The 14,979-nt window shown below is 70.8% G+C and carries 11 protein-coding genes; 3 read left to right on the top strand and 8 right to left on the bottom strand.

Annotated features, from left to right (window positions below):
• Positions 1-29: 29 nt before the first annotated feature.
• Positions 30-1,892, bottom strand: coding sequence for an NAD-dependent epimerase/dehydratase family protein (locus tag ACZ4MH_RS05175; RefSeq protein WP_351588322.1), 1,863 nt, complete (start codon positions 1,890-1,892; stop codon positions 30-32).
• An 82-nt stretch (positions 1,893-1,974) separates the two neighbouring features.
• Complete coding sequence (locus ACZ4MH_RS05170) at positions 1,975-2,757, bottom strand: phytanoyl-CoA dioxygenase family protein (RefSeq protein ID WP_351588320.1); 783 nt, start codon at positions 2,755-2,757, stop codon at positions 1,975-1,977.
• A 549-nt stretch (positions 2,758-3,306) separates the two neighbouring features.
• On the opposite strand from ACZ4MH_RS05170, the gene ACZ4MH_RS05165 reads away from it, so the two are divergent.
• On the top strand, positions 3,307-4,020 hold the full coding sequence (locus tag ACZ4MH_RS05165) for a hypothetical protein (protein ID WP_351588318.1): 714 nt from the start codon (positions 3,307-3,309) through the stop codon (positions 4,018-4,020).
• 156 nt (positions 4,021-4,176) lie between these two features.
• A complete protein-coding gene (locus tag ACZ4MH_RS05160) occupies positions 4,177-8,007 on the top strand; it encodes a GH92 family glycosyl hydrolase (protein ID WP_351588315.1) in 3,831 nt (1,276 codons plus the stop codon).
• 69 nt (positions 8,008-8,076) lie between these two features.
• Here ACZ4MH_RS05160 and ACZ4MH_RS05155 read toward each other — a convergent pair whose 3' ends face one another.
• From ACZ4MH_RS05155 to ACZ4MH_RS05140, 4 genes are all read right to left on the bottom strand, one after another.
• Positions 8,077-8,316 (bottom strand): hypothetical protein, encoded by a 240-nt coding sequence (locus ACZ4MH_RS05155; RefSeq protein WP_351588312.1) that lies wholly within the window; start codon positions 8,314-8,316, stop codon positions 8,077-8,079.
• A 237-nt stretch (positions 8,317-8,553) separates the two neighbouring features.
• A complete protein-coding gene (gene acnA / locus ACZ4MH_RS05150) occupies positions 8,554-11,289 on the bottom strand; it encodes an aconitate hydratase AcnA (RefSeq protein WP_351588309.1) in 2,736 nt (911 codons plus the stop codon).
• 174 nt (positions 11,290-11,463) lie between these two features.
• On the bottom strand, positions 11,464-12,087 hold the full coding sequence (locus ACZ4MH_RS05145; RefSeq protein ID WP_351588306.1) for a DUF4865 family protein: 624 nt from the start codon (positions 12,085-12,087) through the stop codon (positions 11,464-11,466).
• Positions 12,087-12,683, bottom strand: a complete 597-nt coding sequence (locus ACZ4MH_RS05140; RefSeq protein WP_351588303.1) for a TetR/AcrR family transcriptional regulator — start codon at positions 12,681-12,683, stop codon at positions 12,087-12,089. Before ACZ4MH_RS05140 ends, ACZ4MH_RS05145 begins: the two co-directional genes overlap by 1 nt.
• 137 nt (positions 12,684-12,820) lie before the next feature.
• Between ACZ4MH_RS05140 and ACZ4MH_RS05135 the strand changes: the two genes are divergently transcribed.
• On the top strand, positions 12,821-13,276 hold the full coding sequence (locus ACZ4MH_RS05135; RefSeq protein ID WP_351588300.1) for a carboxymuconolactone decarboxylase family protein: 456 nt from the start codon (positions 12,821-12,823) through the stop codon (positions 13,274-13,276).
• Positions 13,277-13,297: 21 nt separating this feature from the next.
• Here the strand turns inward: ACZ4MH_RS05135 and ACZ4MH_RS05130 are convergent, their stop codons facing one another.
• Entirely contained in the window at positions 13,298-13,669 is a 372-nt protein-coding gene (locus tag ACZ4MH_RS05130; protein WP_351588298.1) for a GntR family transcriptional regulator, read from the bottom strand.
• Complete coding sequence (locus ACZ4MH_RS05125) at positions 13,669-14,934, bottom strand: DUF1648 domain-containing protein (RefSeq protein WP_351588296.1); 1,266 nt, start codon at positions 14,932-14,934, stop codon at positions 13,669-13,671. Before ACZ4MH_RS05125 ends, ACZ4MH_RS05130 begins: the two co-directional genes overlap by 1 nt.
• Between the last annotated feature and the right edge of the window lie 45 nt (positions 14,935-14,979).

Here is a 14,979-nt window from a genome sequence, read left to right as displayed (position 1 = left end):
CCTTGAAAGGTCAATGAGAGATGGGGTGTTCAGGCCGGGACGTCGTAGTCGCCGTGGATGTCGCAGGCGTACCACTGGGCCAGCGCCCGCGCGCCCTCGAAGACCGAGGCCGAGGGGTGCCAGCCCAGCTCCTTCTCGATCAGCTCCGTCGACATGGTCCAGCGCTCGGCCTCCGGGCCGTCGCTCCACTCCCACGGCGTCCGGCGCGAGACGTCCGCGAGCAGCTCCGCCAGCTCCTCCTCGCCGTACGCCGCCGAGGCCACGTTGAGCACCGCCGCGGCCGGCGGGGCGGCCAGCACGGCGCCGATGGCGTCGGCCATGTCGCGGTAGTCGAGGATCTGGTGCGCCCCCTGCTTGTTCAGGGAGAGCGAGTGGCGCGTCCACGCCAGGTGCACCCACCGGACGGGGGTGCTGTCGGCGGGGGCGTGCGGACCGACGGGGTCGGCGAGGCGCAGCACCTGTACGGCGGTCCCGCTCCGCTCGCCCCACTGGCGGCACCGCTCCTCCTGCCGCCACCACGCCAGCGCGACCGGGTCGCCCGGCGGTTCCGCCGGCGTCCCCTCCGCCACCGTCCGGGCGCCGCTGCCGCGGTAGACCGCGGCGGAACCGGCGTACACGAGGCGCGCCACGCCCGCCTGCTCCGCGGCCGTCAGCACCTCGTCGAGCAGCGCGTCGTCGGCGCCGCCCAGGTGCACGACGTACGGCACACCGGCCAGGTCCCGGGCCTCCGGCGCGCCCGCGAGATGTACGGCCTGGTACCCCACGTCGACGAGCAGGCGGGCGAGTTGGCCGCCGAAGCGGCTCTCGCCCCCGGTGACGACGACGCGGGCGGCATCGGGTCCGGGGCTTGCCGCGCGTATGCCGAGGCGTCCGGCCCGGCGTCCCGCCGCCAGCGCGGCCAGTGCCAGGTCCCGCACCGCGGGGGCCATGGCGAGCAGCTCAGCGGCCGTGTACTCCTCGCACAGGCCGCCGGTGCCCAGCGTTTCCATCACCGCGGCCGCCACCGAAGGCTCCGGCTCCGGCGCGTCGGCGGTGACGACGCCGGTGGCGAACCCGGTCAGCCACACGGCCCGGCTCACCCGCTCGGGGAGACCGGACGGCTCGGCCGCGTCGAAGGCCGCCGTGGCGTTGTCGAGCAGCCCGAGGCGCCGCAGGTACCGCTCGGTCTCCAGGTACTCCCATTCCGTCTCACGGCGGACGGCGCACCGGGCGTCGCCGTACTGGTAGAAGGGCACGACCGGGAAGCGGGGGCAGTCGTACGTCGACGGTTCCGCCGCCTGTCCGGTGAACAGCGTCGCCTGGCGGAACCCGTGGTAGCTGTTGCCGGCGATGCTGGGCACCTCGTCGTGCTGCACGGTGCTGGGCGTCGTGAACCGTACGGGTATCCCCAGGGAGTTCAGGTACTGCTGCACCACGACGTCGTACGGCCAGCCCTCGCCGTGCTCCTCCTGGAAGGCCGCGTAACCCCGGGCCACGTCGGCGGGCAGCATCAGCGCCTGGCACGGCACGTGTTCCTGGAGCGTGTACGCCCACGGGGAGCCGGTCAGCGCGGCGAGGCGCGCCACGGCGCCGTTGCGCGCCTCCCACCCGGCATAAAAGGCGACCGCCTCGTGCGGGACCCGGGCCGCGACGCGTTCGGCGTGCTCGTAGAACCCGTCTGCCAGGAGCACGTCGTCCTGCAGGACCACGTGGTGGGTGGCGTCCGGCGCCACGCATCCCCAGGACACCAGCGCGGTGCGCAGCGCCGTGGGCCGGCCCCCGGGCTCGGGGTCGACGGTCACCCGGATCCGGCCCTTCGCGTCGGCGTCAGCGATGAGCTGGGCTTCCTTCATGCGCTTGGGATGCGCCATCACGGCACCGCTCAACTTCACCGGGTGACTCGTGGGCTCCATGGCATTACCTCACAGGCGTGTTCAGGGCGGTCGGAGGGGGGTTACGGGTGGATCGGTCGCGGGTGGATCAATTGCGAGTCGCTCAGTTGCCCGCGTCCCCGGCGTTCGCGTTGCGCACCTTGCGCACGTTCTCCTCGAGGCCGTGGTCCGCGCCCCGCTCCCGCTCGAACCGGATCATCGAGGCGGGGCGGTAGTTGAGGATGTAGGCGCGGCGGACCTGGTCCGTGGTGTTGCCGCGGGAGTAGTGGAGCGTCTGGCCTCCGTGGGCGATGCCCTCCCCCGGCGACACCGGCACCGCGGTCGCCCCGGGCTCGGTCTCGGAGCAGTCGGTCTCGATGTTCTTGCCGTCGCTGGTCGGGCGGTGCGGGCGCAGCGGCTGCCGGTGCGAGCCCTGGACGTACCACATGCAGCCGCTGTCCAGCACGGCCTCGTCGAGGGCCACCCAGAGGGAGACGGCACGGGTGTCGGGCAGGTCGATCCAGTAGGCCGCGTCCTGGTGCCACGGCGTCGGCACGCCGGTGTGCGGCGCCTTGTGGATCAGCATGTCGAAGTCCAGCTCGGCGTCGTCACCGATGAGTTCGCGGGCGACCTTCAGGGCCCGGTCGTGCAGCGGCAGGTCCAGGAGCGGCTTGTACAGCGCGGAGGGCCACATGATCTGCGTGATGTTCTCCCGCACGCCGTCCCGGCGCGGGACGTGGGAGCCGAGGTCGGAGCGCTTGTCCCCGCTCTCGATCTCGCCGCTCAGGAAGCGGTCGTAGATGTCCCGGTACAGCTCCACCTCGTCCGTGGAGATCAGCGGCCCCGTCGCGGCGAAACCGTCCCGCCGGAACGTCTCCGCCAGGCCGAGATGAGCGCTCACTGTCATTGCAGAACCAACCTTTCCCATGAGTGGCCGCGCGGCATGCCGAGGCCACCTGGGCCAAGGCCCGGGCTGTCGGCAGGCAATACGGCAACGGTGATTTCGCGCGATGGTCCCGATGGTTCAAGGGCGCGACTCGGAAAGCCGGGGCGCCCTGTGGCGGCCCAGCCAGGTCAGGTGTGAATACGGAGTCGGCGACTCCACGTACTCAAGATCGGGAAACCCTGCGGGTCCCGGAACCCCCCACCACTTGATCGCCCCCCGTTCGATATTCGATCCCTGCGGCGCCAGGCAATCTATGGGGAAGCGGTCCCGCGGTCAAGCATTTCCATGAGCGGACCACGCCTTTTACGTGAACCCAACTTGACCTGCATGGATGGAAACTGACGTGACGTCAAGTGGTTCAACCACTATCGCCATTCCCGCACGTAACCGGAACGATTCCGGCACCGCGTACGCGGCCTTTCCGCGCAGAATTTTCTACGGAACGGCCGCACCGCCCACCTCTCGAAGATCTTTTTCGATTTCCCCGCGGCGGCACCGGATTTCGGCCTTATGATCTCCGACGATCTCACCGCCCCGCCGGTGGCCGACCACTGGTGCACACCGCAGAAGGAGCCGACAGTGAATGTCCGCGAGACCGTTTCGGAGCACGGGCTGACGGTGCGCGCCCAGCACCGCCGCAATCCGTACGACTACCTGCTCGGCCCCGGCGAACTCGACCAGCTCCTGCTGGAGCTCGGGCTCCGGCGCGCGGCGAGCATCTGGCGCCAGCACACCACCGCCGCGTCCGCCGCGCCCCGCGGCAGCTATGGCCGGACAGCCATGGGTTTCGTCCTCATGGATCCCACGGCGGGGCCCTGGATACCCAACGAGCGCGCGGTTCTCGGCGTCGTCAGCATCGGCGAGGACGGGCACAGATTCCTGCCCAACGCGGCCGCCAAGGCCGCAGGCCACCGGCGACTGGGGCGCAACTACGGCGAGGCGGTCCTCGTCGACCCGCATCTGTGCGGCAGCGCCGGCTTTCGCTACGGACACTCCGCCGAAGTGCGCGGGCAGATCGTCGGGGCGAGTTCGCAGAGTCCGGACCAGGACCTCTTCGAAGCGGGGCGGCTGGCCCAGGACTTCGTCGGCGCCATCGCCGAGCGGCATCTCGCGTGGGAGGACCGCGTGGGACCGAGCGACTGGCTCGCCGCCGATGACGCGCCCCACCAGGAGTACCGGGACATGGTGAGCTTCTTCGTGCCGCCCGTCGCCGCGAAGCCGTAACCGAAGCGAGCGCGGCGCACGGCCGACAACCAGCGGCGTACGACCGACAACCGCCCCTCGGTCGTCCCGCGCCCTTGACACTCCTGCCCGCTTGCCGCCCTACTGGTCCCTTGCGCGGCCTCGTGACAACGTTGTCCAACTGGAGGAATCTTGCGGATGGGGCACAGATCTCGATACAGACGTCGCCCGGTCACCGCCACGACGATCGGCGCGGTCGCCCTCGCCCTCGCCATGGGCGGCCAGAGCCCGGCGGTCGCCACGCCGGACCGATCTCCGCGCTCCGACCGGGCGTTCAGCTCCTCCTTCGAGGCGAAGGACCCCGCGCCGACCTGGCTCAACACCGTGGAGACCGGTGCCGACGGCAAGAAGAAGGCCGCGGGCGTCAACGGCGCGTTCAGCTCCGGCATCCCCGGCGAGGTGACCGAGCGGGTCACCGACGTCCGGGCGGGCGGCGAGAACGACGGCGGCGGCGAGGTGAAGGAGAACCTCATCGACGGCGATCCGGGCAGCAAGTGGCTGGCCTTCGCGCGCACGAGCTGGGCCGAGTTCGACCTGGACGCGCCCATCGAGGTCACGACGTACGCGCTCACCTCGGCCAATGACCACGCCGAGCGCGACCCCCGGGACTGGACCCTTGAGGGGTCACAGGACGGCAAGGACTGGAAGGTCCTCGACACCCAGCGGGACCAGTCCTTCCCGAAGCGCCATGAGACCAGGACGTACAAGATCGGCGCCCCGGCCGCCTACCGCCACTACCGCCTCGACATCACCGCGAACAACGGCGCCGACGACGCCCTCCAGCTCGCCGACGTCCACCTCGCGGCGGACGGCGGCGACACCCCCGCGCCCAAGGACATGCTCTCCCTCGTCGACCGCGGCCCGAGCGGCTCACCGACCGCCAAGGCCCGCGCCGGATTCACCGGGACGCGCGCCCTGCGCTACGCCGGGACGCATACGGCCGACGGCCGCGGATACTCGTACAACAAGGTCTTCGACGTGAACGTCGCCGTCGACCGGGACACCGAGCTCTCCTACCGCGTCTTCCCGTCGATGGCCGACGGCGACCGCGACTACGACGCCACGAACGTCGCCGTCGACCTGGCCTTCAGCGACGGCACCTATCTGAGCGACCTCAAGGCCGTTGACCAGCACGGTTTCCCGCTCGATCCGCGGGGTCAGGGCGCCTCGAAGTCCCTCTACGTCAATCAGTGGAACCACATCGCCTCGCGGATCGGGCAGGTCGCGAACGGCCGGACCGTCGACCGGATCCTGGTCGCCTACGACTCCCCGAAGGGCCCGGCGAAGTTCCGCGGCTGGCTGGACGATGTGAAGCTGGCCCCCAAGGCGCCCGAGAAGCGGCTCGCGCACCTCGCCGACTACGCCTCGACCACCCGCGGCACGAATTCCAGCGGCAGCTTCTCGCGCGGCAACACCTTCCCCGCGACCGCCGTCCCCAACGGCTTCAACTTCTGGACCCCGGTCACCAACGCCGGCTCCCAGGACTGGCTCTACGAATACGCGCGCAAGAACAACGCCGACAACCTCCCCACACTCCAGGCCTTCGCCGCCAGCCACGAGCCCAGCCCCTGGATGGGCGACCGGCAGACCTTCCAGGTGATGCCGTCCGCGGCCGCCGGCACCCCCGACGCCTCCCGCACCGCCCGCGCGCTCCCCTTCCACCACTCCCGCGAGACGGCGAAGCCGCACTATTACGGCGTCACCTTCGACAACGGGCTGAAGACCGAGATCGCTCCCACCGACCACGCCGCGCTGATGAAGTTCACCTTTCCGGGTGATAACGCGAGCTTGATCTTCGACAACGTCAACAACAAGGGCGGCCTCACGCTCGACACCGAGAACGGCGTGGTCACCGGCTTCTCCGACGTCAAGAGCGGGTCGTCCACGGGGGCCACGCGGCTCTTCGTGTACGCCACCTTCGACGCGCCGGTCACCGCCGGCGGCAAGCTCTCCGGAGGCGGCGGCCCCGACGTCACCGGCTACCTCCGCTTCAAGCCGGGCACCGACCGCACGGTCACGATGCGCATCGCCACGTCCCTGATCAGCGTCGACCAGGCGAAGGCGAATCTCGGCCAGGAGGTCCCGGAGAGCGCGTCGTTGACTTCCCTGACGGACAAGGCCCGGTCCGCCTGGGACGGCATCCTCGGCCGCATCGAGGTCGAGGGCGCGAGCCGCGACCAGCTCACCACCCTCTACTCCAGCCTCTACCGGCTCTACCTCTACCCCAACTCCGGCTCCGAGGAGGTGAGCGGCAAGGCCCGCTACGCCAGCCCCTTCTCCCCCGCGACCGGCCCGGACACCCCGACCCACACCGGATCGAAGATCGTCGACGGCCAGGTGCACGTCAACAACGGCTTCTGGGACACCTACCGGACCACCTGGCCCGCGTACTCCTTCCTCACCCCGAAGCTGGCCGGGCAGCTGGCCGACGGCTTCGTCCAGCAGTACAAGGACGGCGGCTGGATCTCCCGCTGGTCCTCGCCCGGCTACGCCGACCTGATGACCGGCACCAGCTCCGACGTGGCGTTCGCCGACGCGTACGCCAAGGGGGTGCACTTCGACGCCGACGCGGCGTACGAGGCGGCGCTGAAGAACGCCACGGTCGCGCCGCCCAGCCCCGGCGTCGGCCGCAAGGGCATGAACACCTCGCCGTTCCTCGGCTACACCTCCACCAAGACCCGCGAGGGCATGTCCTGGGCACTGGAGGGCTACCTCAACGACTTCGGCATCGCCCGGATGGGCCAGGCGCTCTACAAGAAGACCCACAAGAAGCGCTACAAGGAGGAGTCGGCCTACTTCCTGAACCGCGCCCAGGACTACGTCAAGCTCTTCGACGACAAGGTCGGCTTCTTCCAGGGCAAGGACGAGAAGGGCGACTGGCGGCTGACGCCGGACAAGTACGACCCGCGCGTCTGGGGCAACGACTACACCGAGACCAACGGCTGGACCTTCGCCTTCACCGCGCCGCAGGACCTCAAGGGCCTCGCCAACCTCTACGGCGGCCGCGCGGGCCTGGCGAAGAAGCTCGACACGTACTTCGCCACGCCCGAGACCGGCACCCAGGAGTTCGCGGGCAGCTACGGCGGCGTGATCCACGAGATGACCGAGGCCCGCGACACCCGCATGGGCATGTACGGCCACAGCAACCAGCCGTCGCACCACATCGCGTACGCCTACGACGCGGCCGGGCAGCCCTGGAAGACCCAGGAGAAGGTCCGCGAGGTGCTCTCCCGGCTCTACCTCGGCAGCGAGATCGGCCAGGGCTACCCGGGCGACGAGGACAACGGCGAGATGTCCGCCTGGTACGTCTTCAGCGCCCTCGGCTTCTATCCGCTGGTGATGGGACAGCCGGAGTACGCCATCGGCTCCCCGCTCTTCACGAAGGCCACCGTCCACCTGGAGAACGGCCGCGACCTGGTCATCAAGGCCCCGAAGAACAGCGCCCGGAACGTCTACGTGCAGGGCGTGCGGGTCAACGGCAAGCCCTGGACCTCCACGGCGCTCCCGCACTCCGTACTCGCCCGCGGCGGCACCCTGGACTTCGCCATGGGCCCGGAGCCGTCCCGCTGGGGCACCGGCGCGCACGCCGCGCCCACCTCGATCACCCAGGACGACAAGGTCCCGTCCCCGGCCGGTGACGTGACCGCGCCGGACGGCTCGGCGCTCTTCGACAACACCTCGGACACCTCGGCGTCCTTCGAAACGGCGGCCGCCGACCTCACGAAGGCGTCCCGCGTCACCTCGTACACGCTGACCTCTTCGGCCAAGGCGGACGCACCCGCCGGCTGGACTCTGGAAGGCTCCCCCGACGGCCGCAAGTGGACCACCGTGGACCGCCGCTCCGCCGAGTCCTTCACGTGGGGCAAGCAGACCCGCGTCTTCTCGGTCGACCGGCCGGGCACGTACCGGCACTACCGCCTGGTCCCGGCCGCCAGGGCCACCCTCGCCGAGATCGAACTGATCTCCTGACCCCGCCCGCACGCCAGGGCCGCACCGTCCGCGAACGGAGGGTGCGGCCCTGTACGGCTGCCGGACGGCTCAGAGGAGGATGCCGAGGAGGCCGCTGAGCAGGCCGCCGTGGCCCCACCAGTGGTGGCCCCAGCCCCAGTCGTCGTCATCGTCCCAGCGGTGGTGGCTGTGCTTGCACTTGCAGTCGTGGTGCTGCCACGACGCGACCGTCGGCGCCTTCGGGGCGGCCTGGGCCACTCCCGACACCGGGAGCACGACCGCCGTCGCGAGCACGGCGGCCGCGACGGACCGGCCGATGAACCTGCGCATGTGATTCTCCTGTCAGCAGGAAATAAGGACGGCGTAAGACCTACCGCGCCTCGCCGCCTTCTCACCGAGTCCGCCCCGACACCACTCCCCCGGCCTCGTGATGTCCCCGAGCGGCCCCGCACACCCGCCCCGCCGGGCGCTTCCGTGGTACAAGCCGGACATGCGGGAAGGGCCGCACCCCGAGGGGTGCGGCCCTTCCTGCCGCTGCCGGTCCCGCTCACTCGCGGACCGGGCTGCTTACTTCCGGATCAGGCTGCGCAGCACGTACTGCATGATGCCGCCGTTGCGGTAGTAGTCGGCCTCGCCGGGGGTGTCGATGCGGACCTTGGCGTCGAACTCCACACTGTCACCATCAGCGGCTTCGCCGCGGGCGGCCTTGACCTTCACGGTCTCCGGGATGCCGCCGTCGTTCAGGGCGGTGATGCCGGTGATGGAGAAGGTCTCCTCGCCGGTCAGGCCCAGCGACTGGGCGGAGGCGCCCTCGGGGAACTGCAGGGGCAGGACGCCCATGCCGATCAGGTTCGAGCGGTGGATGCGCTCGTAGGACTCGGCGATGACGGCCTTGACGCCGAGCAGCGCGGTGCCCTTGGCGGCCCAGTCGCGGGAGGAGCCGGAGCCGTACTCCTTGCCGGCCAGGATGACCAGCGGGATGCCGGCGGCCTGGTAGTTCTGCGACGCGTCGTAGATGAAGGAGACCGGGCCGTCGGCCTGGGTGAAGTCGCGGGTGAAGCCGCCCTCGGTGCCCGGCGCGATCTGGTTGCGCAGGCGGATGTTGGCGAAGGTGCCGCGGATCATGACCTCGTGGTTACCACGGCGGGAGCCGTAGGAGTTGAAGTCGCGACGCTCGACGCCGTGCTCGGTGAGGTACTTGCCGGCCGGGGTGTCGGCCTTGATCGCACCGGCCGGGGAGATGTGGTCGGTGGTGACCGAGTCGCCCAGCTTGGCCAGGACGCGGGCGTCCGCGATGTCCTCGACCGGGGTGGTCTCCATCGTCATGCCCTCGAAGTACGGGGGCTTGCGGACGTAGGTGGACTCGCTGTCCCACTCGAAGGTGTTGCCGGTCGGGACCGGCAGCGCCTGCCACTGGGCGTCACCCGCGAAGACGTCCTGGTAGGACTTGTTGAACATGTCCTCGCCGATGGCGTTGGCCACGACGTCGTTGACCTCGGCCTCGGTGGGCCAGATGTCCTTGAGGAACACCGGGTTGCCCTCGGTGTCGTTGCCGATGGCCTCCTCGGTGATGTTCACCTTCATGGAGCCGGCGATGGCGTACGCGACGACCAGCGGCGGGGACGCCAGGTAGTTCATCTTGACGTCGGGGTTGATCCGGCCCTCGAAGTTGCGGTTGCCGGAGAGCACCGAGGTGACGGCGAGGTCGGCCTCGTTGATCGCCTTCGAGATCTCCTCGTCCAGCGGACCGGAGTTGCCGATGCAGGTGGTGCAGCCGTAGCCGACCAGGTTGAAGCCCAGCTTGTCCAGGTACGGGGTCAGGCCGGCCTTGTCGAAGTAGTCGGTGACGACCTTCGAGCCCGGGGCCAGGGTGGTCTTGACCCACGGCTTGCGGGTCAGGCCCTTCTCGACCGCCTTCTTGGCCACGAGCGCGGCGGCGACCATGACGTAGGGGTTCGAGGTGTTGGTGCAGGAGGTGATCGCGGCGACGGTGACGGCGCCGTGGTCGATCTCGAACGTCGAGCCGTCCGCTGCGGTGACCAGGGTCGGCTTGGTCGGCACGCCGTTGGAGGTGGCCGGCGCGTCGGAGGCCGGGAAGGACTCCTTGCCCGCCTCCTCGTCGTCCGAGACGTAGTTGCGCACGTCGGTGGCGAACTGCTCGGCGGCGTTGGCCAGCACGATGCGGTCCTGCGGGCGCTTCGGGCCCGCGATCGACGGGACGACCGTCGACAGGTCCAGCTCCAGCTTCTCGGAGAAGTCCGGCTCGGCGGCCGGGTCCAGCCAGAGGCCCTGCTCCTTGGCGTACGCCTCGACCAGCGCGACCTGCTGCTCGGAGCGGCCGGTGAGCTTGAGGTAGTTCAGCGTCTCGTCGTCGATCGGGAAGATCGCGGCGGTGGAGCCGAACTCCGGCGACATGTTGCCGATGGTGGCGCGGTTGGCGAGCGAGGTGGCGGCGACGCCCTCGCCGTAGAACTCCACGAACTTGCCGACGACACCGTGCTTGCGCAGCATCTCGGTGATGGTCAGCACCAGGTCGGTGGCGGTGGTGCCGGGGGTGAGCTCGCCGGTCAGCTTGAAGCCGACCACGCGCGGGATCAGCATGGAGACCGGCTGGCCGAGCATCGCGGCCTCGGCCTCGATGCCGCCGACGCCCCAGCCCAGGACGCCCAGGCCGTTGACCATCGTGGTGTGCGAGTCGGTGCCGACCAGGGTGTCGGGGTACGCCTGGCCGTTACGGATCATGACCGTACGGGCCAGGTGCTCGATGTTCACCTGGTGGACGATGCCGGTGCCGGGCGGGACGACCTTGAACTCGTCGAAGGCGGTCTGGCCCCAGCGCAGGAACTGGTAGCGCTCCTTGTTGCGGCCGTACTCCAGCTCGACGTTCTGCGCGAACGCCTCGTTGGTGCCGAACTTGTCGGCGATGACGGAGTGGTCGATGACCAGCTCGGCCGGGGCCAGCGGGTTGATCTTGTCGGCGTCGCCGCCGAGCTCCTTGACGGCCTCACGCATGGTGGCGAGGTCCACGACGCAGGGCACGCCGGTGAAGTCCTGCATGATCACGCGGGCCGGCGTGAACTGGATCTCCTGGTTGGGCTGGGCCTGCGAGTCCCAGTTGCCCAGCGCCCGGATGTGGTCGGCGGTGATGTTCGCGCCGTCCTCGGTGCGGAGCAGGTTCTCCAGCAGCACCTTCAGGCTGTACGGGAGGCGGGCGGAGCCCTCCACCTTGTCCAGCCGGAAGATCTCGTACGACTCGTCGCCCACCTGCAGGGTGCTGCGGGCGTCGAAGCTGTTCGCCGACACGACAGTCTCCTTCATGCATGAATTCGCGCGTACCACCACGATCCTGCCGTCACCGGCCCCAGCCGATCAGCTAAGGTAAGACTTAGTTAGGGGAGCCTTACTAGCGCGGCAGCGGTACGCCTCTCGGCAGATATCTCGATGTCGAGATAACTCTAGTACATCGCCGCCGCGCGGTCATGCTCCGCCCTGCCGCATGCCGTCCTGCAGCTCGGTGAGGTGCGGGGCCGACAGGTGGAGGACCTCGTAGCGTTCGGTGGCGTCCTCGTTGTCGGGGACGGTGTCCGTCCAGAGGACGAAGCGCATCAGGTGCCAGTGGTGCGGGTCGACGGCGAGTGCCGCCGTGTGGACGTCGGCGCGGCGGGCCAGGGTCCGCAGGGCTTCGGTTTCCCGCTCGATGAGGCGGGAGAGACCGAGGCCCGTGCGGTCCGGGTCGGGGTCGGGCGGGAGGGCGGTCAGGCGGCGGGAGGCGGCGCGCGGGGGTGTCTCGCGGGCCGGTCCCGCCAGGGTGGCCACGCCGGTCCAGTGCCGTACGGCCGGGCGGCCGAAGTCGCGGATGATCCCCTGGAAGCCGCCCCCGCCGAGGAGGAAGTGGCCCATCGCGTCGACGTCCTGCCAGAGGTAGAAGGGCGCGTACTGGTTGACCGGCGAGCCGTCGGCGCCGCGCTCGCGGATGAGGTACGCCTTCAGGGCCAGCCCGGCGCGGTCGTCGAGCAGATGCCCGTAGTCGGCCACCCGCTTTCGGATGACGCCCATGTCGTAGTCCGCGGGCAGGGTGATCTCGTACTGCGCGGCGTACATCAGCGGCTCCCGGTGGCGTGCGCGGCCAGCAGGGTGAGCACGCCCGTGACGGCCTGGTCGAAGGCGTCCGGCGTACCGGCGGCGCGGGCGAGGACGTAACCGCCCTGGACCACCGCGACCACGGTCGCGGCCGTGGCGGCCGGGTCCAGCTCGGCATTCAGCTCGCCGCCCTCCTGGCCCTCCGCCAGCACCTCCGCGATCCGGCCGCGCAGCCAGTCGAACGTCTCGTCGACCGGCGCGCGCAGCGCCGGGTCGGCCATCACGTCCGGGTCCTGGGTGAGCCGCCCGACCGGGCAGCCCTTGAGGACGTCGCGTTCGCGGCGCAGGTAGGCGCCGATCCGGTCCGGTGCCGTACCGGGTTCGGCAAGCAGCCGCGCCACCTCGGCCCGCATCTCCTCGGCGGTGCGCCGGATGGCGGCCAGCGCGAGGTCCGGCTTGCCGGTGAAGTGGTGGTACATGCTGCCCTGGCCGGCGTTCGCGCGCTGCAGGATCGCCTTGGGGCTGGTGCCGACGTAGCCGCGCTCCCACAGCAGCTCGCGGGTGCTTTCGATGAGGCGTTCCGAGGTGCCGGCCGACGGGCCGTTCGCAGTGCTCATGGGGAGAGGATACATACCAGTAGGTACAGAGGGGTGCGGAAAATTTTCCGCGGACGCCTCGGCCGGCATGTCACATCTCGCGGGCCGCTCCCGTCGTAGGGGTGAAGCACGGAAATCCGATCACGAGGAGAGCGATCATGCAGGCACGGATGCAGAACCCCGCGACCATCTTTCCCGAGGCCACCGCGGCCGTGCAGCAGCTCCTGAAGGCGGCGGGGTCGGGCGGTGTACCGCAGACGACGCTGGAGCTGGTGCACCTGCGCGCGAGCCAGATCAACGGCTGCGGTTACTGCGTGGTGGGCGGCGCGCTCAACGCGAAGAAGGCGGGCGAGACCGACGAGCGGCTCTTCGCGGTGGCGGCCTGGCGCGACGCGCCGTTCTTCACGGAGTCCGAACGCGCCGCGCTGGCCCTCGCCGAGGCCGCGACCCGGCTCGCCGATCAGCCGGACCCGGTGCCGGACGAGATCTGGAACGCGGCGGCCGAGCACTTCGACGAGAAGCAGCTTGCGTCGATCGTCCTCATGGTCGGCCTGACCAACCTCTTCAACCGGATCAATGTGACGACCCGGCAGGTGGCGGGGCCGACCTGGTAGCCGAGCCGACCTGATGGGCGGTCAGCCCGTACCGATCCGGCCGCCCAGGCCCGTACGGACCAGGGAGACGATCTCCTCGTCCGTGAGGCCGAGGGCGCGGGCCTGTTCGATCAGGCCGGCGGCGGCGTCGGTGAGGCGGGCGCGGGCGGGGGACGCGGCGCCGGTGACCACCGCGCCGCGGCCGCGCCGCAGTTCGATCAGGCCCTCCTCCTTGAGGCGCTGGTAGCCGCGGAGGACGGTGTGGACGTTGACGCCGAGGGAGACGGCGAGGGCGCGGGCGGCGGGGAGGCGTTCCCCCGCGCCCACGGAGCCGTCGGCGATGGCGCCGCGCACGGAGGCGGCGACCTGATCGCCGAGCGGCACGGAGGACGCCGGGTCGATGCGGACGAGCATCAGGCCGCGCCTCCCGGACCGCCGGCGCTGCCGTTCGCAGGACCGTCGGCGCTACTCCCCGTACCACCGTCCCCGCTGCCCTCCGCGGCGTCCGAGCGGTCGACGAGGGTGTTCAGGAGCGCCGCCGCGGTGGCCGCGTCGCCGACCGTCACCACGAACTCCTTTCCGCTCGCCAGGCGCAGCGACAGCGCCTCGCCGGAGCGGAGCACGAAACCGCTGCGGCCGGGCCGCATCCGGTAGCCCCAGCCGCCGAAGTCGCGCAGCGGGACGATCTTCCGGCTGTCGGCCTCCCGTATGCGGGCCAGGGGGATGCGCATACGGGGGTACGGGAGGAGCGGCGGGGTCACCGTCAGGCCATGCCGGTCGGCGGTCACCCGCAGCCCGGCGAGCGCGAGGATCAGCAGCCCGCCGAAGAGCAGGACCGGCGTCGCGCTCCACCCGCTGCCCGGGCCCGCGGTCAGGCCCGCGATCAGGCCCGCGAGGAGCAGCACGCCGCCCAGGACGTACATGACGGGCGAGGAGACGGTCCGGGACCAGCCGGCGACCTCGGAGCCGGCGAGGGGCAGCCGGGGCGCACCGCCGCGCACCCCGCCGTCCGGCGGCGGCACATCCTTCCCCGCCAGCAGCCGGCCGAGCAGGCCGGCCACCACGCCCACGCCGAGGGCCACGGCGACCTGCCAGAGCGGGAGCCGGGCGGCGGAGTGGCCGCCGGCCGCCGCGTTGGCGTACAGCGTCCGTACGAAGAGGTACCCGAGCAGGCCCGCGAGCCCGTAGCCGACGGCGATGAAGGAACCGGCCGTGCGGAGGCGGGCCATGGCCGGTACGCCGTCCGCACGACCCGTGTCCGCCGGACGCCGCGCGGTCCCGGTACGCCGTCCGGCCGTCGGCCCGAGGACGAGGAGCCCGAAAACGGCGCCGAACACGAGGAGGGTGCCGAGCGAGACGGCGAGGAAGCCGCCGGCGGTCGTGAAGCCGTCGGCGCGCCCGTCGGCGCGGAAGTGCGTGGCCAGCGTGTCGGGCAGCCGCCCGGCGAGCGTGCTGTACGCCGTTACGACGACGGCGGCGGCCACCGGGAAGGGTGCGATCGCGACGATCATCCGGCGCACGCCCGGCCCCTTGCCCGCGTCCGCCGTGCCGCCGCCGTGTCCTGCGGTAATGCCCCAGCGACCGGCCATGTCCGGCACCGCCTCCCCTGTGTCCGCCGCCTCGGCAGCGGTCGCCTCGCTGCCGCCGTACGGCCTATTGTTCGCATAGTAGTAGAACAAGCGACAGTTGAACATCCATCTCATATCTGAGATACCGTTCTCCTC

Source organism: Streptomyces sp. NPDC026301, from assembly GCF_055567935.1.
Note: the sequence above shows the minus strand (reverse complement) of the source record. Positions and strands in the feature narration are given on the sequence as shown.

Bases quoted from the DNA above. Each gene is read 5' to 3' on its own strand.
- ACZ4MH_RS05175 (WP_351588322.1), bottom strand. From the start codon at position 1,892: ATGGAGCCCACGAGTCACCCGGTGAAGTTGAGCGGTGCCGTGATGGCG.
- ACZ4MH_RS05170 (WP_351588320.1), bottom strand. From the start codon at position 2,757: ATGACAGTGAGCGCTCATCTCGGCCTGGCGGAGACGTTCCGGCGGGAC.
- ACZ4MH_RS05165 (WP_351588318.1), top strand. From the start codon at position 3,307: ATGATCTCCGACGATCTCACCGCCCCGCCGGTGGCCGACCACTGGTGC.
- ACZ4MH_RS05160 (WP_351588315.1), top strand. From the start codon at position 4,177: ATGGGGCACAGATCTCGATACAGACGTCGCCCGGTCACCGCCACGACG.
- ACZ4MH_RS05155 (WP_351588312.1), bottom strand. From the start codon at position 8,316: ATGCGCAGGTTCATCGGCCGGTCCGTCGCGGCCGCCGTGCTCGCGACG.
- ACZ4MH_RS05145 (WP_351588306.1), bottom strand. From the start codon at position 12,087: ATGTACGCCGCGCAGTACGAGATCACCCTGCCCGCGGACTACGACATG.
- ACZ4MH_RS05140 (WP_351588303.1), bottom strand. From the start codon at position 12,683: ATGAGCACTGCGAACGGCCCGTCGGCCGGCACCTCGGAACGCCTCATC.
- ACZ4MH_RS05135 (WP_351588300.1), top strand. From the start codon at position 12,821: ATGCAGGCACGGATGCAGAACCCCGCGACCATCTTTCCCGAGGCCACC.
- ACZ4MH_RS05130 (WP_351588298.1), bottom strand. From the start codon at position 13,669: ATGCTCGTCCGCATCGACCCGGCGTCCTCCGTGCCGCTCGGCGATCAG.